The sequence below is a fragment of the Bacillus cereus group sp. BfR-BA-01382 genome, assembly GCF_022663475.1.
Classification (GTDB): Bacteria; Bacillota; Bacilli; order Bacillales; family Bacillaceae_G; genus Bacillus_A; species Bacillus_A thuringiensis_S.
Genome location: NZ_JAKUFQ010000053.1, coordinates 1 through 19,165, shown reverse-complemented (window position 1 = coordinate 19,165; position 19,165 = coordinate 1). Strand labels below are relative to the sequence as shown.

Genomic DNA, 19,165 nt, shown 5'->3' with positions numbered 1-19,165 from the left:
CTCATATGTAACAACATTTTTTAGCTATACTGATGACATAAGCACCCTTTTACTATTTATGAAAACTTCATTTTATTTATTCTTACTTTTATGTTGGGACATATTTCATACTTCGCTTTATATTTGATACAATCAATGCCAAAAAATATAATATGGGAATCCGTACATTTCAAAGTCTAAGGGGAGGTTATATTTTGTTGGATTACATTTGGCTAGATGACAAATCACCAATTTTAGAACAACTACCAAGAAACTTTAAATCTGCAGCTATATTGCTACATCCTTTTATCCAAATGCCTTTAGGATGGGAAAAGTCTGTGAGAAAAAGACCATATGAGCACATCTATCCTAGCACTGAAGAAATCATTCATAATGGGAAATCCGTTTCTTGGAAGGAAATGATATCTTGTAGTGGATTACATTCATACGCAGAATTAGCAATGGCCATGTTGACTTCCATTAGTGCCCTTTCAGAAGAATATAAAAGAGAGGATTTAGCTGAAAAGCTACATTCAAACTTAAAAAAAGATCTTTATTATCCAACAGAAGATTATACGTCTATATTTTTATTACACAAATTACTTAAACTCCTCGGTTCTAAAGGTGCAAGAAATCTATATTTCTCTGAACCAATTCTTGATACAAACGGATTATTACAGGTAAATAATACTACTCCATTAGATATTTGGGACATTAGCAATAATGAGTTAATTATTACTGGCGAAGACAATGAGTATGCGTTTATGAGTATATACGATTCCTTTACAACCTTATTATTAGCTAAAGAAGAAAATATAGAATATATTGTTCAATCAATGAATGTTGAAGCTGTCATTTGTGACAAAAAAACGATGATTGATTGGTATTTGTAAATTAGTAATTTCTTAAACTATAAAAAAGAAACTTGCGCTTATGCACAAGTTTCTTTTCAAAAACATCCTTATTTTTTTACAACTTCATGTCCACCGAACTGATTACGTAGTGCTGAAACTACTTTTCCATGGAATGTATCATCTTCCTGAGAACGATAGCGCATAAATAATGACATCGCGATTACTGGTGCCGCTGCTTGTAACTCAAGCGCAGTTTCAACAGTCCATTTCCCTTCTCCTGAAGAGTTCATTACACCTTTAATGCCATCAAGTTTAGGATCATCTGCAAATGCTTTTTCAGTTAAGTCCATTAACCAACCGCGGATTACTGATCCGTTCGCCCATACTTTTGCAACATCTTCATAATTGAAATCAAAGTCACTCTTATCTAGTACTTCAAATCCTTCAGCGATTGCTTGCATCATGCCGTACTCAATACCGTTATGAACCATTTTCAAAAAATGACCACTACCAACGCGGCCAGCATAAGAATAGCCATTTTCTACTGCTAAATCTTTAAATAAAGGTTCTAATTGGTCATAAATTTCTTTTTCTCCACCAACCATTAAACAAGCACCGTATCTAGCTCCTTCTACACCGCCAGATGTACCGATATCTACATAATGTAACCCAAAGCTTTTCGCTTCTTCAGCACGGCGTAACGTATCTTTATAGAATGAATTTCCGCCTTCAATAACGATATCACCTTCATCTAATAACGGATACACATCTTTTAATACTGACTCTACAACTTCTCCTGCAGGCACCATTACCCAGATCGTACGAGGAGCTTCTAATTCAGCGATCATTTCTTTTAATGTATGACGTGCAGTAATTCCTAGTTTTCCTGCCTTTTCTACAAGCTCTTTATTTACATCGTATACAACTACTTCATGCTTGTCTTCATGTAAGTGTTCAGCTAATGGGAATCCCATTTTTCCTAATCCAATTAAACCTAGTTTCATATTAATCAATCTCCCATTCTATACAAATATATTTAATATCGAAATTAATCCAAGTGCTACAACTGATAGTATAGTCTCCATTGCGGTCCATGTTAATAATGTTTCTTTCACAGTCATTCCGAAATATTCTTTAATCATCCAAAATCCCGAATCATTCACGTGTGATAAAATTAATGACCCTGCGCCTGTTGCAAGTGCTAGTAGTTCAACATTTACACCAGGTGTACTTGCTGCAATCGGTGCTACAATTCCAGCTGCTGTCATCATAGAAACAGTTGCCGATCCAGTTGCGATTCGGATTAGTGCCGCAATTCCCCACCCTAATAATATCGGTGAAATATGCGATTCTTTCGCCATATCTGCAATTGTCGTTCCAATTCCAGAATCTAATAGTACTTTATTAAATGCGCCGCCTGCACCAATCACTAACAATATGTTTGCAATTGGCCCAAGGCAATCATTTGTAAATTGTAATACTTTATCTTTAGAAAATCCTTTTGCATAACCAAGGCTAAAGAAAGAATAAATCGTTGCAATTAATAAAGCGACTATTGGATCTCCAATAAAGTGTAACACTTGTGCAAGTTGACTCGTTTTATGTAACGCTACTTCAGCAATGGATGCACCAAGCATAAGAAATACTGGAAGTAAAATAGTAAACAATGTATTTCCGAAGCTAGGAAGTTCTTTCTTCTTATCTCTTTCAATAAATTGCTCCGCTATATCTAATGGTACTTCCTTATGGATACGAGCACCAATCCATTTCCCGTAAAGTGGACCTGAAATAATTGCAGTTGGAAGTCCGACAATTAACGCATATAAAATTGTCTTCCCTACATCTGCTTTAAAAATACCAACTGCCGCCATTGCCGCTGGATGCGGTGGAACAAGTCCGTGTACGACTGACAGTCCTGCTACTAGCGGAATACCGATTGTAATAAGTGATACCCCAGTTTCTAACGCAATTGTAAATACTAACGGAATTAATAGGACAAATCCAACTTGGAAAAATACCGGAATCCCTACTAAAAATGCAACGAACATCATCGCCCAGTGAACTCGTTTCTTCCCAAAACGATTAATTAATGTGTTAGCGATACGTTCAGCACCACCAGATTCGGCCATCATTTTTCCAAGCATCGTTCCTAGTGCTAAAACTATTGCTAAAAATCCTAACGTATTACCAAGCCCTAGTTTAATAGAATCAATAATTCCTGGATCTTTTGGTGAAGTTCCAATTAAAGGCATTCCCATTGCTAATCCTACACCAATTGCTGTTAAAATTAATGCGACAAATGGATGCCATTTTACTACCGTAATAAGTAAAAGTAGTATGACAACTGCCGCTAGTACGATCCCAACTACCATTTCTCCCAATCCCCCTATTATTTACGTTGGAAAGCAGCTATACAATCAAATTCTTCTTTCAAGCGATTGTAAAGTCGTTCATACATATAAAACATTTCTAAATATATAGCCGTATTTTCTTTATTCGGTACATGGTGATGAACAATATCAATCCAATCCTTTACCTCTTCAAGAGAATCAATTTTTCCTACAGCATATAAAGCAACTGCCGCTGCCCCAAGCGCAGATGCTTCATGACTTTCAGGTACAAGCAATTCTTTCCCCATCATATCGGACAACATTTGTCTCCAAAATGCAGATTTCGCAAACCCTCCTGAAACTCGTATTTCAGTAAGTGGCCCTGTACAATCTCTAATTGCGAGTGCTACTGAATATACACTCATACAAACACCTTCCATCACTGCACGTATAAAATGTTCTCGCTTATGTTGAAGATTGATTCCAAAGAATGTACCACGAGCATTTGCATTCCAGTAAGGTGCGCGTTCTCCAGATAAGAAAGGTAAGAACAATAGCCCATCCGCTCCAGCTGGTACGCTTTCTGCATATTTAATTAATAAATCATAAGGATCAATTCCGAGCTTTCTTGCTACTTCTTGCTCTGGACTACCAAATTCATCACGTAACCATCTCAGTAATATTCCGCCGTTATTCGTTGGACCACCGATTACCCAGTGCTCATCTGTTAATGCGTAACAAAACGTTCTCCCTTTCTCATCTGTATTTATATTTGATGAGATTGTTCGAACCGCACCACTCGTTCCAATGGTAATTGCAGCCGCACCCGGTGATATCGCCCCAACTCCTACATTTGCAAGAACCCCATCACTTGCTCCTATGACAATTGGTGTCTCTGCACTTATCCCCATCTTCTGTGCTAATTCTGGCTTCATACCTGATAAAATATATGTAGTTGGTACAGGGGTTGATAATTGTTCTGGTGACATATGTAACATAGTTAAAACATCTTCATCCCAGTTTAATGTTTCTAAATTAAATAACCCCGTAGCAGAAGCAATCGAATAATCAACTACGTAGCGTGAAAATAATTGGTAAATCACATACTCTTTAATGGAAATGAATTTATAAGCACTTGTATATAACTCTGGTTCCTCTTCTTTCATCCATAACAATTTAGAAAGTGGTGACATCGGATGAATTGGTGTACCTGTACGTCTATAAATTTCATGCCCATTCATTTGTTGTAATAATTTTTCTGATTGCTTCGTACTTCGATTATCTGCCCAAATGATAGAACGCGTTAATGGCGCACCATTTTCATCTACTGCAATTAATGCGTGCATAGCTGTACTAATACCGATTGAAGAAATATCTTCTGGTAATACATTACCCTTTTCGATGGCAACGCTTACACTTTTGTATACAGCGGCACATATTACATCAGGATCTTGCTCAGCCCATCCGACGTTCGGTTGAATAATTGGGTAATCGATTGCATGTGATGCAATGACTTTTCCTTTTTCTGTGAACACAACCGTTTTCGTACTTGTGGTACCGATATCAATCCCGATTACTCTCCCCCTTGTTTCCATGCGAATCTTCCCTTCATTTCTAGCAAAATACGATTTAGTAAACCGTTTACATGAATTAGTATATAAAATATTTTTTCATTTATCAAGTTATAAAAAGAAAATTTTTTTCATATAAAAAAATAAATCTACTCATTCCATTTCACTTATACACTAAATTTAGCTACTCCTTGCGGTAAAATTACGTTATATTCGTTACGCAATACACTCTTTCCTCTCATTAACAACACATACATAGTCCTCCATACGTTCTACTCATTTGCATGAAGAAAGAGTTGAAAAGCAATATTCATTTTTAGCGGTCACGTAATATCGCTATCAAGCCAAGAAAAGTAACTACCCGCAGAATGAAAATTCTGTGCATTTTGCTCTTGTTTATTGTTTTAAGTTCACTAGTCCTTTTGTCTTGATAAAAATAGAGCGCGGCCCCTACTATTACTTTTTTATCTTGTAAATATATCTTGCATACTATAAAATTCAACAGTATTTTTATTTTTCAGAAAAATAAAACAATAATATAGAATTTATTGTATAATGTTGTAAAAAGATGTCGGAGGGATTTAATGTTAAATACAATATCTCAATTCACAATTAAGCTTTCATCAATTCTTTTATCACTCTTACTATTATTAAATTTACCTTATTTATTTATCACTCAACAAGGATTTACCTTTCAACCAATTTATTTTTTTAATCAGATCGTTACCATGTTAAAACAGGTCTTCTCCCTTGAATCATTAGTGATTATAGGATCAGACCCGAAGTTTGGCCATTTCAAAAAAACACCATTATTTCCAACTGTTTTAGAACCTTACCTATATTCATTTACTATATTATTTTCAGCCTTTTTTCTTGCTCTCTTTTTATCATCTAGCATGGCATTTTTTTATTTTTTAGCAAAAGATTATATAAAAAAATGGATAAACCGAATTGTGTTCATATTAGAAGCTGTCCCTGATATGATGATGATGATTTGTTTGCAAATATTTTTCATATGGGTACTTCAGAAATTTGGGGAATCTCCTGTCACTATTATTTCTTTTAATGAAAATCGAGCTTATTTACTCCCTATTTTATCATTAGCTGTCTTACCTACATTACAAATGTTTCGGATGATGGTGTTATACATAAAAGAAGAACAAGGAAAACATTACGTAGAGGTTGCATATGGAAAAGGCCTTTCATCAAGTTATATATTATGCATTCATTTATTCAAAAATATATCTATCCACTTCTTCCACCATTTAAAAACGATTTTTGTTTTCTTACTTTCTAATTTATTCATTTTAGAATTTGTTTTTAATATGGAAGGCATTTTTCAATTTTTATTTAATAAGGCGTTTGTTTCACCTCCAGCTACATTTATTATACTTGTTATGATTATTTTACCGTTTTACGCCATTTTCCAAATAATCTCATTCATGATGAATAGATGGAAAAAGCAATTGAAAGGAGTATCATTATGAAATCTATTTGGAAATCAAAACGCTTTTTAATCGGCTTTACTTATTTATTCATACTTATTTCAGCTAGTTTTATTTATAGTTGGTTCTTTAAAGATAACATCCCAAAACCTCCTCAGTTACTTTACAATGAAAATAACGAATTACTTGGAAAGGCTCCCTTTCCACCATCGTTAATTCCACCTTTTGGATCTGATCGTTTTGGAGAGTCTGTTTTCTTACAAATTGTAGAAGGAGCAAAATTTACTATTTTATTAGCCGTGGCAATTAGCTTCTTTCGAATTTTATGCGGAACATGTATAGGAATCCTCTTAAGTTTATTTGCTCCAAAACTCAAGAGATTTTTCCAGTCATGCTCAGAAGTTTTTTATTATATTCCAACTCTATTTATCGCATTCATACTTATCACGCCCGTTAATATTGTAATCACGTCAAATGCTGATGGGGTAGATCCAAATATTTCATTTACGTTTTATCAAGTACTCGTACTTATTTTCGTCGCTCTGCCTACACTTTCTTTATACATATCCTCAGAGGTTGATGAATTTATGAAACAAGATTACATCTTAAGTTCACAATTACTGGGGGCTAGTCGTTTTCATATTATTAAAAAACACTTACGAGTCTTATTACTTGACCGCTTATTTGTATTATTTATGGAACATATCGTCCAAACACTCATACTCGTTATCCATTTAGCGTTGCTTAACATTGTAATTGGCGGCATACAAATGCGTGAACTCTATGACGGAGTGCTCAAACCTGTTTCTCTATCTAATGATTGGGCAGGCCTTATTGGATTAAATCGTAATGAAATGAATCTTTCATGGTGGATTATTTTTTATACTCTCGCTTCATTCTTTATTACGATTCTATTTATTAAGCTTATGACCATCGGGATTCAAGATGCACTGAAAGCAAGAGATTCGCAAATTGTAGCAATTCAAAACGTTCCAGATCATAAAAAATTTGTTAAACATAAAGATTCTTTTTCGTTTGCAAATAAAGTAAACCTTTAATCGTTTCTCATTAATCAAGTATTAATTGGCATCGATATTAGTAGAAAATAAAGAAGATGATCCCTATTAAATACAGGGATCATCTTTTTATGCCGTCTAACTTTTTTTACATGTCCTTTGCTAGACTCACAATTTTTATATTTAAAGTGAATTATTTGCAATCACAATTATGTTTTTTAAAATCAATTACCATACGCCCTTGAATTCTACCTTGTTCCATTTCTTCGAATACATTTTGTACTTTATCTAGCGAACAAGTTTGAACAACCGGCACTACTTTTCCTTCTGCCCCAAACATAAACGCCTCTTCCAAATCTTTACGAGTACCAACTAGAGAACCAACTACTTCAATTCCATCCAGTACAAGTCGCGGGATGTTTAAGTCCATTGTTTCTACTGGTAGCCCTACTGCAACTACTTTACCGCAAGCACGTACTGCATCAACTGCTGAGTTAAAGGCTACTTTAGAGACTGCTGTTACTACCGCAGCATAAGCGCCACCAAGCTCCTCTTGAACAATTTTATCAGCAGGACCTTGAGAAATTGGATTGATAGTCATATCAGCACCAACTTCTTTCGCTAAGGCTAATTTGTCGTCATTAATGTCTACTGCGATTACCTTTGCACCAAATACATTTTTAGCATATTGGATAGCTAAGTTACCTAATCCACCGCAGCCATAGATTACAATAGGTTGACCAGGTTTAATATCTGATACTTTAATAGCTTTATATGTAGTTACACCAGCACATGTAATTGATGATGCTTGAGCAGGATCTAATCCTTCTGGTACTTTTACCGCATAATCAGCTGTAACGATACATTGTTCAGCCATACCACCATCTACTGAATAACCTGCGTTTTTAACTTCACGGCAAAATGTTTCTCTACCAGTTACGCAATATTCACAACGTCCACAAGATTGGAACATCCATGCAATACTTACACGGTCACCTATCTTTAGCGAATTAACATCATCAGCTATTTTCGTAACAATACCTACACCCTCATGACCAAGAATACGGCCATCAGTGTTACCAAAATCATGATTCGCAACGTGTAAATCAGTGTGGCAAACTCCACAATACTCTACATCTACTAACGCTTCACCTGAGCGTAACGGACGTAATTCTTTTTCAACCACTTCGATGTTTGCTTTGCTGTTTTTATTAACCACTACTGCTTTCATATGTGATCTCCCCTTTAGTGTTCTAGCGTTTTAATGAGTTTATCTCACAACTACTTTCCTCACTACTTTGGCTAGTTACCGTACCAAATTTAAGTATTCAATCATCATTACATGTTCATCATAACATGACACTTCATAAACAAATTGTGAAATTATGAACAATATTTGAATCATTACACAAATCGGTCTTTATTTTTAATTTTTAAAAATGAGAGTTTATCACTGACTATATGTAAGTCATACATTTCTAAAAGAAAAGAAAATAAATTAACAAACTTCTCAACGATAAAAAAAAGCTCTTTACTCAATATTTTCTACATTTAAACACTTAGCTTCACAGTAATAGCCTTTACCGCCAACATAAACTTTTTCTATTTTATTTTTGCTATTGGTTGCTAATTTAACTAATATTTCGGAAGGCGAGTGTAAAGAATAACCTTGTTCAAATACATAGACTTCTTTTTGCAAATAGTGCTGTTCATAAAGGTAGCAAGCTAATGCACCGTTTGAAGTTCCAGTCGCTGCTTCTTCATTAATGTCGTATAGTGGAGCAAAATTTCTGCATATAATTCGATTGTCATTAAAAGTATATAGATGCATCCCAACAACATTATAATACTTGCTGATTTCTTTAATTTTTTCAAAATTAGGTTGCAGTGCATGTAATTGTGTTTCGCTTTTTATAGGAATTAAAATATCTTTTAAGCCCGTGGAGACAATTTGGATTGGGTATTTATTGTCTATATCTTTAATGTCAAAACAGTCGGTGAACTCATTTGGAGATACAACATCATAGAATATCGGTTTATTTTGTTCCATGAATATGATGTCATCTGTTATGGTAATAGTAAGAACACCGCTGTTCGTTTCAATCGTATAGCGATTCTTGAAAATTTTATTTAAATGCATCAGTATCGCGAAAGAGCCAATTGTGGCATGACCACATAAATCAACTTCTTCTTTTGGAGTAAAATACTCAAATTTATAATCAGCAATTTCAGATTCTGATATAAATGCGGTTTCCGCATAACCCAGTTGTTTCGCTATTGTCATTTTTTGAGTAGTGGTCAATGTATTTGTATTCTCAATAAATACCACTCCTGCTTTATTTCCGCCTTTATGATCCTTGCTAAATGCACTTGCAACATAAACGGATATTTTCATAAGACACCTTCCTCACTTATAGTAAATTATATATAGAAAGCACTACATATAAATGCAATTGGATAAATTATCCATAAAATACGAGACAAACTATTTTTAGCATTTGAACTCTCCAAAAATAGTTTGTCCACAGTCTGAAAGCTCTTCATTTGAAGAGCTTTTTTATATTCGCTTCATCGAAATCGTTTCACGTATACTTTGTAAATTTTTAAGCGTTTCCTCTTGTCGCTGCAACGACAACCCTACATACAAAGTATCTAATAAGCTTAACTGTGCTAATCGTGATGAACTTGCTTCTGTGCGGAACTCAGTCTCACGTGTTGATGTATATAACGTTATATCAGCAAGTTGACTTAATGCTGATTTCTTATAGCTCGTAATCGCAATAATTTTGGCCCCTCTTGCTTTCGCTACTTCTAATGCTTCAAGTAATCCTTTATTGCTACCAGAGTGAGAAATGCCAATAACAACTGAATTTTTCGAGAGTAAACCTGCTCCCATAATTTGAAAATGCGAATCAGTATGAGCGATACAAGAAATACCCGTTCTCATAAACTTATGATACGCATCCATCGCAATAATACCAGAGCCACCATTTCCATAAAACTCAATTCGACTTGCTTCTTGCAAGGCTCGTACAGCCTGCTCAAGTGCTGTTTCATTTAGCAAATGTAAAGTATCTTGCAGTCCTGTAATATGCGAATGAAAAACTTTTTTAGCAACAGTTACCATACTATCTTCTGCTGATACCTCTTCATGAATATTTTGCATTGGTGTATGTACAATTTCACGGGCTAATGTAATCTTTAAATCTTGAAAACCTTGCAAACCAAGGTGTTTACATAAGCGGAATATCGTAGCTTCGGAACTATTCGTAACTTCAGCTAATTCTGTAATAGATTTATGTACAACATCTTGTGGATGTTTCAAAATATGTTCGGCAATACTTCGCAATTTCGGTGATAAACCATTTAACGAAGCCTGAATCTTTCCAATCCCACTTCTTGTACCAGGCATAGCATATCTTCCCCTTCCATCGTAGCTTTATCCTGTAAAAATCGATTAGTTTAACTAATCATCAGTGAGGATGGTCCCCCCTGATTAGAGTTTCACTTTATTGTACCTAATTATTAAAAGAAGAAAAACCTATATTAGGGATTACTATAAATTTTAATTGCTCCTATGTATTCTGTCATACGATATAACAGAATTATTCATACTTATGAATAATTCTCCCCATGTTTCACTGCGTATAATGCGGCTTGCGTACGATCATCCACTTCCAATTTAGCTAAAACGTTTGAAACGTGTGTTTTCACAGTTTGTTCTGTAATATGAAGTTCTGCTGCAATCTCCTTGTTGCTTCTTCCTTTCGCAATTTCACGAAGTACCTCTTGCTCTCTTTTCGTTAACATTGAAAAAGGATTTTCTATTTCCTTCTTTACTGCGGAACGCCCCATTAATGCAGGTGTTACTTTCGGGTGAAAATTCGCATTTCCTTGATGTACTGCAATAATAGAAGCGACAAGTTGCTCAGGTTGTACTTCTTTTAATTGATAACCATCTGCTCCAGCTTCAAGTGCTGGTATAACATAATCTTGCTCTGAAAAACTACTTAATATAAGTACCTTTATCGTCTCATCGTATTGCTTTAGACGTTTTGTCGCCTCAATTCCATCCATTTTCGGCATTGATACATCCATTAGTACGACATCTGGTTTTTCTTTTTGCACGAAATGTAATGCCTCTTCGCCATTTTCCGCTTCCCCAATAATTTCAAATTCTCCTCTCGTTTTCAAAAAGAATACAAGTCCTCTTCGAACGATATGATGATCCTCAACTAATAGCAATTTAATCTTCAATCTTATTCTCCCCTTCAAATCGGCAATTGAATTTCTATTTTTGTACCCTTTCTCAGCTCTGTTATAATTTGAAACGATCCCTTCATTAATTGAATACGTTCCTTCATACTTTTCAGGCCAAGTGCTGACTCCCTTACTTGATCTTGTATAAATCCTATTCCATTATCTTCTATGTAAAAAAATAACTGGTTATTTTCTATTTTTAAAAGAACATGTACCTTTTCACACGAAGCATGCTTTTTACAATTATGTAGCGCCTCTTGGCTAATACGCCATAAAACTTCTTCTATTTCATCCCCAATTGAAACCATCCCATCAATTCGAACTTCCACTTGAACTCCTAACAACTTCCCGTAATTTTGAATTGCTTCTGCTAATCCTTTCTCTAATCCTTCAGGTCTTAATTGCCAAATTAATAACGTCATCTCTTGTAATGCTTCTTGTGATAATTCTCCAATATAACTTAACATCTCTTGCAATTCTCTATCTTGCGTCATATTCAAAGTACCTTTTGCTGTTAGCATAATAGAAAATAACAATTGTTTTACTGAATCATGTAAATCACGTGCAAGTCGATTTCTTTCCGCTACCACTACATATTTACGTTCTTTCTCAACTAATTGAATACGTTGTATTGTCGTTCCAATTTGAAATGCAATTGATTCTAATAACGCTAACTCTTCCTCAGAAAAATGTGTCTTATGAGGCGCGGCTACATTTAATAGGCCAAATTTCTCTGATCCAGACCTAAGCGGAATTGTCGCATGATGTGTAACATCTTCTGTCTCTCCCCAATTACATTCAATTGCATCTTCTATTCGCTTACATTCAATAATATTAGTCGCTTTTTCTAATCTCCCATTCACAAAACGTTCTACACACCAACAGTTTCCTTCACACATCGGCTTCTTCTCTTGCCACGTAAGAGCCTCTGGTAAATTTTCGTCTACAAGCATGCTATGCTTTCCACTTTCATCAATAAAGAATATCCACCCTGTTTGTAAATTCATTACTTGTAACAATGTATGCAACACTTTTTCTAACATATCCTGTAAGTTTGTTGCTTCATTTAATAATTCAGCAATTTCTTTTAATGCTTCTAAACGATGCATCTCTTTTTCTTCAAAGTTCATTCTCATCACCAACTACAATTATAACATTAAGAAATTTCTAAATTCTATAAATAAAAAAAGAACCGAATTCCTTCAGCCCTTTCTTTATATCAATCATTTTATTATTGTTATTCTATCCAATGTTGGAATCAGAATTTTTGTTAACAAGCGATTCTACTTTAGCTGTCCGATAAAGATTGTCCACCATGAATATGCTGTAAACTTTCAGTAGTAACAACCATATTCGCTGCCGGCATTTGCACTTGATTCTTATGGAATATAGACATTAATTCAAATCTTACTTGTCTAGAAGTTTCAAAATAATCTTCTGGCTTTATTAAACCTGTAATACAAAATTCATAGCCAACATATTTCAGGTTAGGATTTAAGTCTGTAACACCGACGTATTTAAATGGTTCAACAGCCTCATCCTCTACTCTATAAAGAGTTTGATCCAATTTTTCATTGCATATAACACATACTTCTTCTAACAATTCCTTCACTCTTGTTGGATCTTCCTGATAACTTACCGTGATGCGTTCAATTACACGCATCCATCCTTTATTAAAATTTTGTATCGTTCTAATCTCTCCGTGTGGGATGGTAAGTAATTTTCCTGACCATTCACGTATTTGCATAAAACGAATACTAATCTCTTCAATAGTTCCTGAATTTGTTCCGTTAAAAGTTACAAAATCACCAACTCGAAACTCTTTGTCCGCTAATCTTGCAAAGCCTAATATAACATCTTTTAGCATCTGTTGTGCAGCAAAACCGATGACAACTCCAGCTATCCCTGCACCTGCAATAATACTTTTTATATCTACAAATTGGCTAATTAAATATATGATAAGACTGATGATAATGATATATCTAAAAATAGATCGAATTACACTTTGAATCGTCTGCTCTACCTCTTCATCAAAAAAGCTTGATTTCCTAAAAAACCAATCAATAATACGGTTTATTACAAACGAAATAATGATTAAAACTAAAGCAAATAGCAAAAATCTTAAAAGTAAAAACTCCCTTACATAATTAAAAAATTCTTCAGTATACGTTAATAAACTCATCCATCCACTTCCTTAACTAATAAAAATTCTATACAAAGCCGCTATATTTTTTAAATTCATTAGACATTCTTCTATAAATATACCCTTTTTCATAACCTAAAGGGAGCTGGCAATTGAAATTTTTTATGACTTTACTTTAAAACTACACTACTCATCTCAACAAAAGGAAAACATTTACATTATATCGAATAGTTCATTTGAAAATATTATTACTCACGGAGGTTACAACCAATGGGATATATTGAAGAACTAAGAGAAGTTGTTGGATCAAGGCCACTCAATTTAGCAGGCGTTGCGGTAGCTGTTTTCAATGAACAAGGACAAATATTACTACAACAAAGGCGAAATGGCATGTGGGGTGTCCCAGGAGGTTTTGTGGAACTTGGTGAATCTACAGAAGAAGCTGGAAGACGAGAAGTACTTGAAGAAACAGGAATTGAAATTGGTACACTTCAGCTAGTAAGTGTATTTTCAGGTAAAGAATTTTTTGTGAAATTACCGAACGGAGATGAATTTTACCCTATGACAATCGCTTACCTTTGCAAAGATATTACAGGTGGCTCGCTACAAGCTGATCGAGTCGAATCATTACATGTACAGTTTTTTAATTTAAATGAGCTACCACAAAATATTAGTCCATTCATAAAAAAATTAATTGAGCAAAATGTCGTCTCGGTTTAAACGCAAAAAAGAGACCTTTTTAAAGGCCTCTTTTTCATTTCACTTCTGCATGTAAACAAGATTTAAAATGTCCAAGTGCAAATTCATGCCCTTGCGCATTAAAAGATGCAACTGCCTTTTCATAAACAACAATTTTAAATCCTTTATTATACGCATCTACTGCTGTATGAAGAACGCAAATATCAGTACAAACACCTACAAGATGAACTTCTTCTATTCCTCTTTCTCTTAACTTCATCTCTAAATCTGTTCCAGCAAACGCACTGTATCGCGTTTTATCCATATAATATACATTCTCAGCATTTTTATATGTTTCGTATACTTCTTGCAACTCACCGAATAAGTCTCTACCATTTGTACCTGCTATATTATGAGGAGGGAATAATTTCGCTTCGGGATGATATTCATCATTTTCTTCATGTTTATCAATTGCAAACACTACGTAATCTCCATTTTCAATATATTGCTTCGTTATATGTACAATTTCCTGTTCGATTTCTTGACCTGGTTTTCCGCAAGTTAAAGCGCCTTTTTCCGCTACAAAATCATATGTATAATCAATATTAATAAGAGCTCGTTTCATAACTACTATCTCCCCTTCTCCTGTTTCACAGTAAACAATAGAAAATTTGTTATTACGACATCGTATGTACTATTCGACATTTCAAATGAAATACCTACATTTTTCTTGTAAAACTTATCTTAATCAAAGTTTATCATAAAACAGGCACACAATGACAAAACATATACTTCCCATTAACAAGTCATAAGTTTGATAATTAAACGTAAGTTGATTAACGTCTTGTATAGTAAACCAAATTACTGACATGATTATACTAATCAAGAAGATACGAACATATCGATTCATACCTTCAACCTTTTTCTCCATCATAGTAGTAACAAGTGATTCCTTACTGCTTAATCGTACTAGAAAACGAAATAAATTATTCCCTATTACACCATTCCATCCAAACAAAAAAGCACACTACTTTTTTGAGTAATGTACTTTTTATTCTGATTAAGACGCAGGCTTTGTCTCAAATGTTGCTTGATTAAAACTAATAACCTTTCCTTTCGGGTCATTGTTTTCATACTGAACTGCAGTAATTGTATGACTACCTGTTTCCAGCGTCTTTTCTTTTAATTGTACTGTTGTCTGTGTTGTACTAGTTACTTGATGTTTATCTGTATACATTTGATCTACAAATATGAATGTTTCTTTATCACTTTGAAAATTAGAAAGTTCTAATTCAACTTGCTGAATTAAAGTATCCTTTTTGATGAATACAGTCGGTATATTTCCATTTTCAGAAGTACCATCTGGAGTAATAACTTTTACTTTCCCTTCTCCAATTGACATTGCGCCTTCAGGAAATACAACCATATTCTCATCACTTGCGTTTACAACTTGTTCTTCCTGTTTTGATTGCGCGTCCTCTTTTTCCTGTGGAGCACCGCAACCTACTAATAACAATACAGACAATCCAGTGATTATGAATTTTTTCAAAATTCATCCCCCCTGTCATTTGATTATAATTTATTATACAAAAATAACTTTTAAAACTTTTATGAACATATAGAAGCTTGCTCACGATTAATGTATCATACTTTCCTTAATAGAACATTAATTTTTTTTATGAAATAAATAGTAATTCCTTCTTATTTATCATTTTAGCCCAACAAATCGATATAATACCCGCTCCAAAATAAAAAGACATTGATATGTCCAATGTCTTTTTATTTTGCACTTTAAAAAACAAATGTTGTGATTTCTTCTACTTCTTTTCTTGGAAGTTTTTTTGGCTTATCTTTCGGAAATCCGAGTGAAATAACCATATTTATTTGTTTTTCAGGCTCAATTTGTAAATATTGGCGCAGTTCATCTTGAGCTAGCAATACTGGCCCTGTCATTGGACAAGTACCAAGTCCCTTTGCATGTGCAGCTAACATTAAGTTTTGTGCCGCTAAACAGCTACTCTTAATCCCTTCTTCTTCCCAAACTGAATCTGGAACAAAAGCAATGGGATCAAATATCTTTTCACGAAACTTTGATTCATATGGTGTTGCCAAGCATACGATTAATACTGGTGCCTCAGAGAAAGCTGTCGCATATGGTCCGAAAGAACGCGTAAGTAATTTCCCTGCTTTCTCTTCTCCATTATCTGTTGCTTTTGCCGCAAGTTTATGTAAAGCATCCCATGTCATTTGTTCAATTTCTTTAATCTTCTCTCGGTTCATAATGACCAAGAATTCCCACGTTTGTGAGTTCGTATCGCTCGGTGCATAACGAGCACAATCAATTATTTCTTTTATATCATTAGTAGATACTTCTTGTTCTGTGAACTTTCTAACACTTCGTCTTCCGTGAATTACTTCTTTAAAACCTTCATAATTCATACATTAAATCCCCTTTTTACAGCGTTTTCAAATCTTGTCCTACGCTTGAATTATATCATGAAAAAAAGCTGAAGGAATATCAGCTTTTTTCTTCAATATTATTTCATAACTTTAAACAATCTAATACTTTCTTCATATGCCACTTGGAGTTTCTTTGTAATTGGTCCTCTTTCGCCGTTTCCAAACTGTTCATCACCAATTTGAACGACTGGGAATATTTCAAGCGGCGTCGCTGTAAAGAAGCACTCATCAGCCTCATATACTTCTTGTAATGAAAACTCTCGTTCCTCTACTTCGATATGTAACTCTTTCGCTAATGTAATAACATAGTGCCGCGTAATGCCCTGTAGAATGAAATTGTCAGCCGGATGTGTAATCAATTTATTATTTTTCACCATAAAGAAATTCGAATGACACCCTTCAGTCACAATGCCATCTCGTACTAATATTGCTTCTTGATACCCTTGTTCATTTATTTTATTTTTAATCATGATATTTGGTAAAAGATTTAATGATTTTATATGGCAAAACTTCCACCTGATGTCCTCTTCTACCGTTACCTTAATCCCTGCCTTCATTGAAGCAACTGGTCTTGGGAACGAAACAAGATTTGCAAAATATGTCGGTTGTAAATCTGATTCATATACATGATTGCGTGGTTGTGCACCTCTTGATATTTGTAAATATACATTCCCATCTTCTTGAAATTGATTTTTTTCAATCATTTGATGTAACTCTTCCACTAATTCTTCCTTCGTAAATGGTGGAATTAGTTTTATTTCTGCCATAGAGTTAAAGAATCGTTCCAAATGTAAATCTAATAAATGAGGCTTGCCATCGTATAGTCTAAATACTTCATAAATACCATCACCAAATTGGAAGCCGCGCTCTTCTAATGCGACCATCGGCTGTTCTTCCTTCGTATTAATCATTCTCCCATTAAACAAGATCCACTCTTTATGAGTAGCTTTCATTCTTCCCCACTCCTTTATCACATGATTGATTTTATTGTACAACTTATGTCACCCTTAAAGAAGGAATTTTCTGTATTTTCACGAACAAAAAATACATCACTTCGTAAAAGTGATGTATTTTATCATTTATTTAAGGAAATATTTTTCAATATCATCTAACATAAGATTCGCAGCTTTAATACCGCCTGCTGTATTCCAGATTACTTCATCCACTTGGAATACTTTATTATTTTTAGAAGCCTGTAGTTGCTTAAAGAGTGGATCTTCTGTCCATTCCTTTGCTAACGAATTTCCTTCATTATTCTTATCTGCATCTTTATCAGACGTGAAATAAAATAAGTAGTCCCCGTCCATATTTGGAATTTGCTCTTTTGTAATTCCTTTTATCGCAAAATCATCTTTATCTTGTAATGGTGGTCGTTTAAATCCAATATCATTTAAAACAACTCCCGAGAATGAGTTTTTTTGATAAATACGAACATCACCTGGCACGAAACGAATAATAGAAACTTTAGAATTCAATTTATCGCCTAACTTCTCTTTCATTCCTTCAATACGTTTTTTATAATCATCAAGAGCTTTTTGCCCTTCTTTTTCTTTATTTACAGCTTTTGTATAAAGCGTAAAGTTTTCTTTCCAATCACCGCGTAATGTTTCTGCATAAACAGTTGGTGCGATTTCTTTTAGCTGATCATATATTTTTTCGTGACGCATTTTATTTCCGATAATTAAATCTGGCTTAAGCTTCATTACTGCTTCTAAATTAATATCACGTTCAGTTCCTACAACTTCCGTATTTTTTAATTCTTTCGCTACATGAGGGTACCATTCATCACCAGCACGTGGTTTCGTAGTCCCCACTGGCGTTACGCCCACAGCTAGGAGAGCCTCTGCACCTTCATTTGTTAAAACAACAACTTTTTTAGGTGTACCATTTACTGTCGTTTCGCCCATTGCATGCTTGACCGTATATGAATCTTTTGCTTTAGCTGATATATCATTTTCTTTTTTCTCTTCTTTACTACATCCTGCAATTACAACCATGAGTATCATAATGCAGAACATAATTAGTTTTTTAGTATGTATCATATGTCCTCCCTAGATGAAATCGATTATCATTAACAATTAAAGATTAATGTATACTACATACATTGTCAATGTATATCAGAAAACTTTTTTAATATATACCATTTCGATTCTATTGGCTTTTCTAATGTTTCTTTTTAACATATAGTGTATAAGTATGAAAATTTATGTTGTTATTACAATGCGTATCTGAGTTATACATAACAAAGATACGCATCCATATTGCATTATCATTTTAATTCCTAATATTGAGTATACTTAATATACGATGGATCATTATATACCCACTGATTTCCACCAAGGTTTAACCAGCCATTTTCATTTATATATACTAAATAAGATTCTGGAGGATTTAATTGACGGATAACTGCAGATGTAGTTGATGGACCA

At 34.2% G+C, this 19,165-nt stretch carries 18 protein-coding genes and 1 pseudogene; 4 read left to right on the top strand and 15 right to left on the bottom strand.

Annotated elements, in window-relative coordinates; translation table 11 throughout:
- Positions 1 to 107 precede the first annotated feature (107 nt).
- Positions 108 to 872 (top strand): DUF2711 domain-containing protein, encoded by a 765-nt coding sequence (locus MR160_RS19920; RefSeq protein ID WP_242297892.1) that lies wholly within the window; start codon positions 108 to 110, stop codon positions 870 to 872.
- Between the two features lie 68 nt (positions 873 to 940).
- Here MR160_RS19920 and gnd read toward each other — a convergent pair whose 3' ends face one another.
- From gnd to gntK, 3 genes are read right to left on the bottom strand one after another with little or no spacing between them, the layout of a single operon-like run.
- Positions 941 to 1,837, bottom strand: coding sequence for a phosphogluconate dehydrogenase (NAD(+)-dependent, decarboxylating) (gene gnd / locus MR160_RS19915; protein ID WP_000765981.1), 897 nt, complete (start codon positions 1,835 to 1,837; stop codon positions 941 to 943).
- A gap of 18 nt (positions 1,838 to 1,855) precedes the next feature.
- On the bottom strand, positions 1,856 to 3,205 hold the full coding sequence (locus tag MR160_RS19910) for a GntP family permease (protein WP_000260204.1): 1,350 nt from the start codon (positions 3,203 to 3,205) through the stop codon (positions 1,856 to 1,858).
- Between the two features lie 17 nt (positions 3,206 to 3,222).
- The gene (gene gntK / locus MR160_RS19905; protein ID WP_000449998.1) at positions 3,223 to 4,758 is read right to left on the bottom strand and encodes a gluconokinase; all 1,536 of its coding nucleotides are present in this window, start codon (positions 4,756 to 4,758) and stop codon (positions 3,223 to 3,225) included.
- Between the two features lie 560 nt (positions 4,759 to 5,318).
- Between gntK and MR160_RS19900 the strand changes: the two genes are divergently transcribed.
- Both MR160_RS19900 and MR160_RS19895 read left to right on the top strand, forming a co-directional pair.
- Positions 5,319 to 6,221: an ABC transporter permease subunit gene (locus MR160_RS19900; protein WP_000935301.1), complete on the top strand. Its 903-nt coding sequence runs from the start codon at positions 5,319 to 5,321 to the stop codon at positions 6,219 to 6,221.
- Positions 6,218 to 7,237, top strand: a complete 1,020-nt coding sequence (locus MR160_RS19895) for an ABC transporter permease (protein ID WP_000836579.1) — start codon at positions 6,218 to 6,220, stop codon at positions 7,235 to 7,237. Before MR160_RS19900 ends, MR160_RS19895 begins: the two co-directional genes overlap by 4 nt.
- A gap of 151 nt (positions 7,238 to 7,388) precedes the next feature.
- On the opposite strand, the gene adhP is transcribed toward MR160_RS19895, so the two are convergent.
- The 6 genes from adhP to MR160_RS19865 all read right to left on the bottom strand — a co-directional run bounded on the left by adhP (position 7,389) and on the right by MR160_RS19865 (position 13,637).
- Positions 7,389 to 8,426, bottom strand: a complete 1,038-nt coding sequence (adhP, locus tag MR160_RS19890; protein WP_000649140.1) for an alcohol dehydrogenase AdhP — start codon at positions 8,424 to 8,426, stop codon at positions 7,389 to 7,391.
- A gap of 300 nt (positions 8,427 to 8,726) precedes the next feature.
- On the bottom strand, positions 8,727 to 9,590 hold the full coding sequence (locus tag MR160_RS19885; RefSeq protein ID WP_000704326.1) for a PhzF family phenazine biosynthesis protein: 864 nt from the start codon (positions 9,588 to 9,590) through the stop codon (positions 8,727 to 8,729).
- A gap of 162 nt (positions 9,591 to 9,752) precedes the next feature.
- Positions 9,753 to 10,607, bottom strand: a complete 855-nt coding sequence (locus MR160_RS19880; RefSeq protein WP_001119645.1) for a MurR/RpiR family transcriptional regulator — start codon at positions 10,605 to 10,607, stop codon at positions 9,753 to 9,755.
- A 203-nt stretch (positions 10,608 to 10,810) separates the two neighbouring features.
- Positions 10,811 to 11,452: a two-component system response regulator CasR gene (gene casR, locus MR160_RS19875; protein ID WP_000694653.1), complete on the bottom strand. Its 642-nt coding sequence runs from the start codon at positions 11,450 to 11,452 to the stop codon at positions 10,811 to 10,813.
- Between the two features lie 14 nt (positions 11,453 to 11,466).
- The gene (casK, locus tag MR160_RS19870) at positions 11,467 to 12,585 is read right to left on the bottom strand and encodes a two-component system sensor histidine kinase CasK (protein ID WP_001008458.1); all 1,119 of its coding nucleotides are present in this window, start codon (positions 12,583 to 12,585) and stop codon (positions 11,467 to 11,469) included.
- Positions 12,586 to 12,743: 158 nt separating this feature from the next.
- Positions 12,744 to 13,637 carry a mechanosensitive ion channel family protein gene (locus MR160_RS19865; protein WP_000055429.1) on the bottom strand — a complete coding sequence of 298 codons (894 nt, stop codon included), beginning with the start codon at positions 13,635 to 13,637 and terminating at the stop codon, positions 12,744 to 12,746.
- 231 nt (positions 13,638 to 13,868) lie between these two features.
- On the opposite strand from MR160_RS19865, the gene MR160_RS19860 reads away from it, so the two are divergent.
- Entirely contained in the window at positions 13,869 to 14,318 is a 450-nt protein-coding gene (locus MR160_RS19860; protein ID WP_000540506.1) for an NUDIX hydrolase, read from the top strand.
- A 34-nt stretch (positions 14,319 to 14,352) separates the two neighbouring features.
- On the opposite strand, the gene MR160_RS19855 is transcribed toward MR160_RS19860, so the two are convergent.
- The 6 genes and pseudogenes from MR160_RS19855 to MR160_RS19825 form a co-directional block, all read right to left on the bottom strand.
- Positions 14,353 to 14,901 carry a cysteine hydrolase family protein gene (locus tag MR160_RS19855; protein WP_000816791.1) on the bottom strand — a complete coding sequence of 183 codons (549 nt, stop codon included), beginning with the start codon at positions 14,899 to 14,901 and terminating at the stop codon, positions 14,353 to 14,355.
- 435 nt (positions 14,902 to 15,336) lie between these two features.
- A complete protein-coding gene (locus MR160_RS19845; protein WP_000713494.1) occupies positions 15,337 to 15,825 on the bottom strand; it encodes a putative periplasmic lipoprotein in 489 nt (162 codons plus the stop codon).
- A 242-nt stretch (positions 15,826 to 16,067) separates the two neighbouring features.
- On the bottom strand, positions 16,068 to 16,715 hold the full coding sequence (locus MR160_RS19840; protein WP_001105348.1) for a nitroreductase family protein: 648 nt from the start codon (positions 16,713 to 16,715) through the stop codon (positions 16,068 to 16,070).
- A 98-nt stretch (positions 16,716 to 16,813) separates the two neighbouring features.
- Positions 16,814 to 17,689: a D-amino-acid transaminase gene (gene dat, locus MR160_RS19835; RefSeq protein WP_242297888.1), complete on the bottom strand. Its 876-nt coding sequence runs from the start codon at positions 17,687 to 17,689 to the stop codon at positions 16,814 to 16,816.
- A 126-nt stretch (positions 17,690 to 17,815) separates the two neighbouring features.
- Complete coding sequence (locus tag MR160_RS19830; RefSeq protein WP_000581983.1) at positions 17,816 to 18,778, bottom strand: ABC transporter substrate-binding protein; 963 nt, start codon at positions 18,776 to 18,778, stop codon at positions 17,816 to 17,818.
- Positions 18,779 to 19,017: 239 nt separating this feature from the next.
- Positions 19,018 to 19,165: pseudogene (locus MR160_RS19825) on the bottom strand (N-acetylmuramoyl-L-alanine amidase); the annotation flags it as partial.

Coding starts and splice junctions, on each gene's coding strand:
- gnd (WP_000765981.1), bottom strand. CDS start 1,837: ATGAAACTAGGTTTAATTGGATTAGGAAAAATGGGATTCCCATTAGCT.
- MR160_RS19910 (WP_000260204.1), bottom strand. CDS start 3,205: ATGGTAGTTGGGATCGTACTAGCGGCAGTTGTCATACTACTTTTACTT.
- gntK (WP_000449998.1), bottom strand. CDS start 4,758: ATGGAAACAAGGGGGAGAGTAATCGGGATTGATATCGGTACCACAAGT.
- MR160_RS19900 (WP_000935301.1), top strand. CDS start 5,319: ATGTTAAATACAATATCTCAATTCACAATTAAGCTTTCATCAATTCTT.
- MR160_RS19895 (WP_000836579.1), top strand. CDS start 6,218: ATGAAATCTATTTGGAAATCAAAACGCTTTTTAATCGGCTTTACTTAT.
- adhP (WP_000649140.1), bottom strand. CDS start 8,426: ATGAAAGCAGTAGTGGTTAATAAAAACAGCAAAGCAAACATCGAAGTG.
- MR160_RS19885 (WP_000704326.1), bottom strand. CDS start 9,590: ATGAAAATATCCGTTTATGTTGCAAGTGCATTTAGCAAGGATCATAAA.
- MR160_RS19880 (WP_001119645.1), bottom strand. CDS start 10,607: ATGCCTGGTACAAGAAGTGGGATTGGAAAGATTCAGGCTTCGTTAAAT.
- casK (WP_001008458.1), bottom strand. CDS start 12,585: ATGAACTTTGAAGAAAAAGAGATGCATCGTTTAGAAGCATTAAAAGAA.
- MR160_RS19865 (WP_000055429.1), bottom strand. CDS start 13,637: ATGAGTTTATTAACGTATACTGAAGAATTTTTTAATTATGTAAGGGAG.
- MR160_RS19860 (WP_000540506.1), top strand. CDS start 13,869: ATGGGATATATTGAAGAACTAAGAGAAGTTGTTGGATCAAGGCCACTC.
- MR160_RS19855 (WP_000816791.1), bottom strand. CDS start 14,901: ATGAAACGAGCTCTTATTAATATTGATTATACATATGATTTTGTAGCG.
- MR160_RS19840 (WP_001105348.1), bottom strand. CDS start 16,715: ATGAATTATGAAGGTTTTAAAGAAGTAATTCACGGAAGACGAAGTGTT.
- dat (WP_242297888.1), bottom strand. CDS start 17,689: ATGAAAGCTACTCATAAAGAGTGGATCTTGTTTAATGGGAGAATGATT.
- MR160_RS19830 (WP_000581983.1), bottom strand. CDS start 18,778: ATGATACATACTAAAAAACTAATTATGTTCTGCATTATGATACTCATG.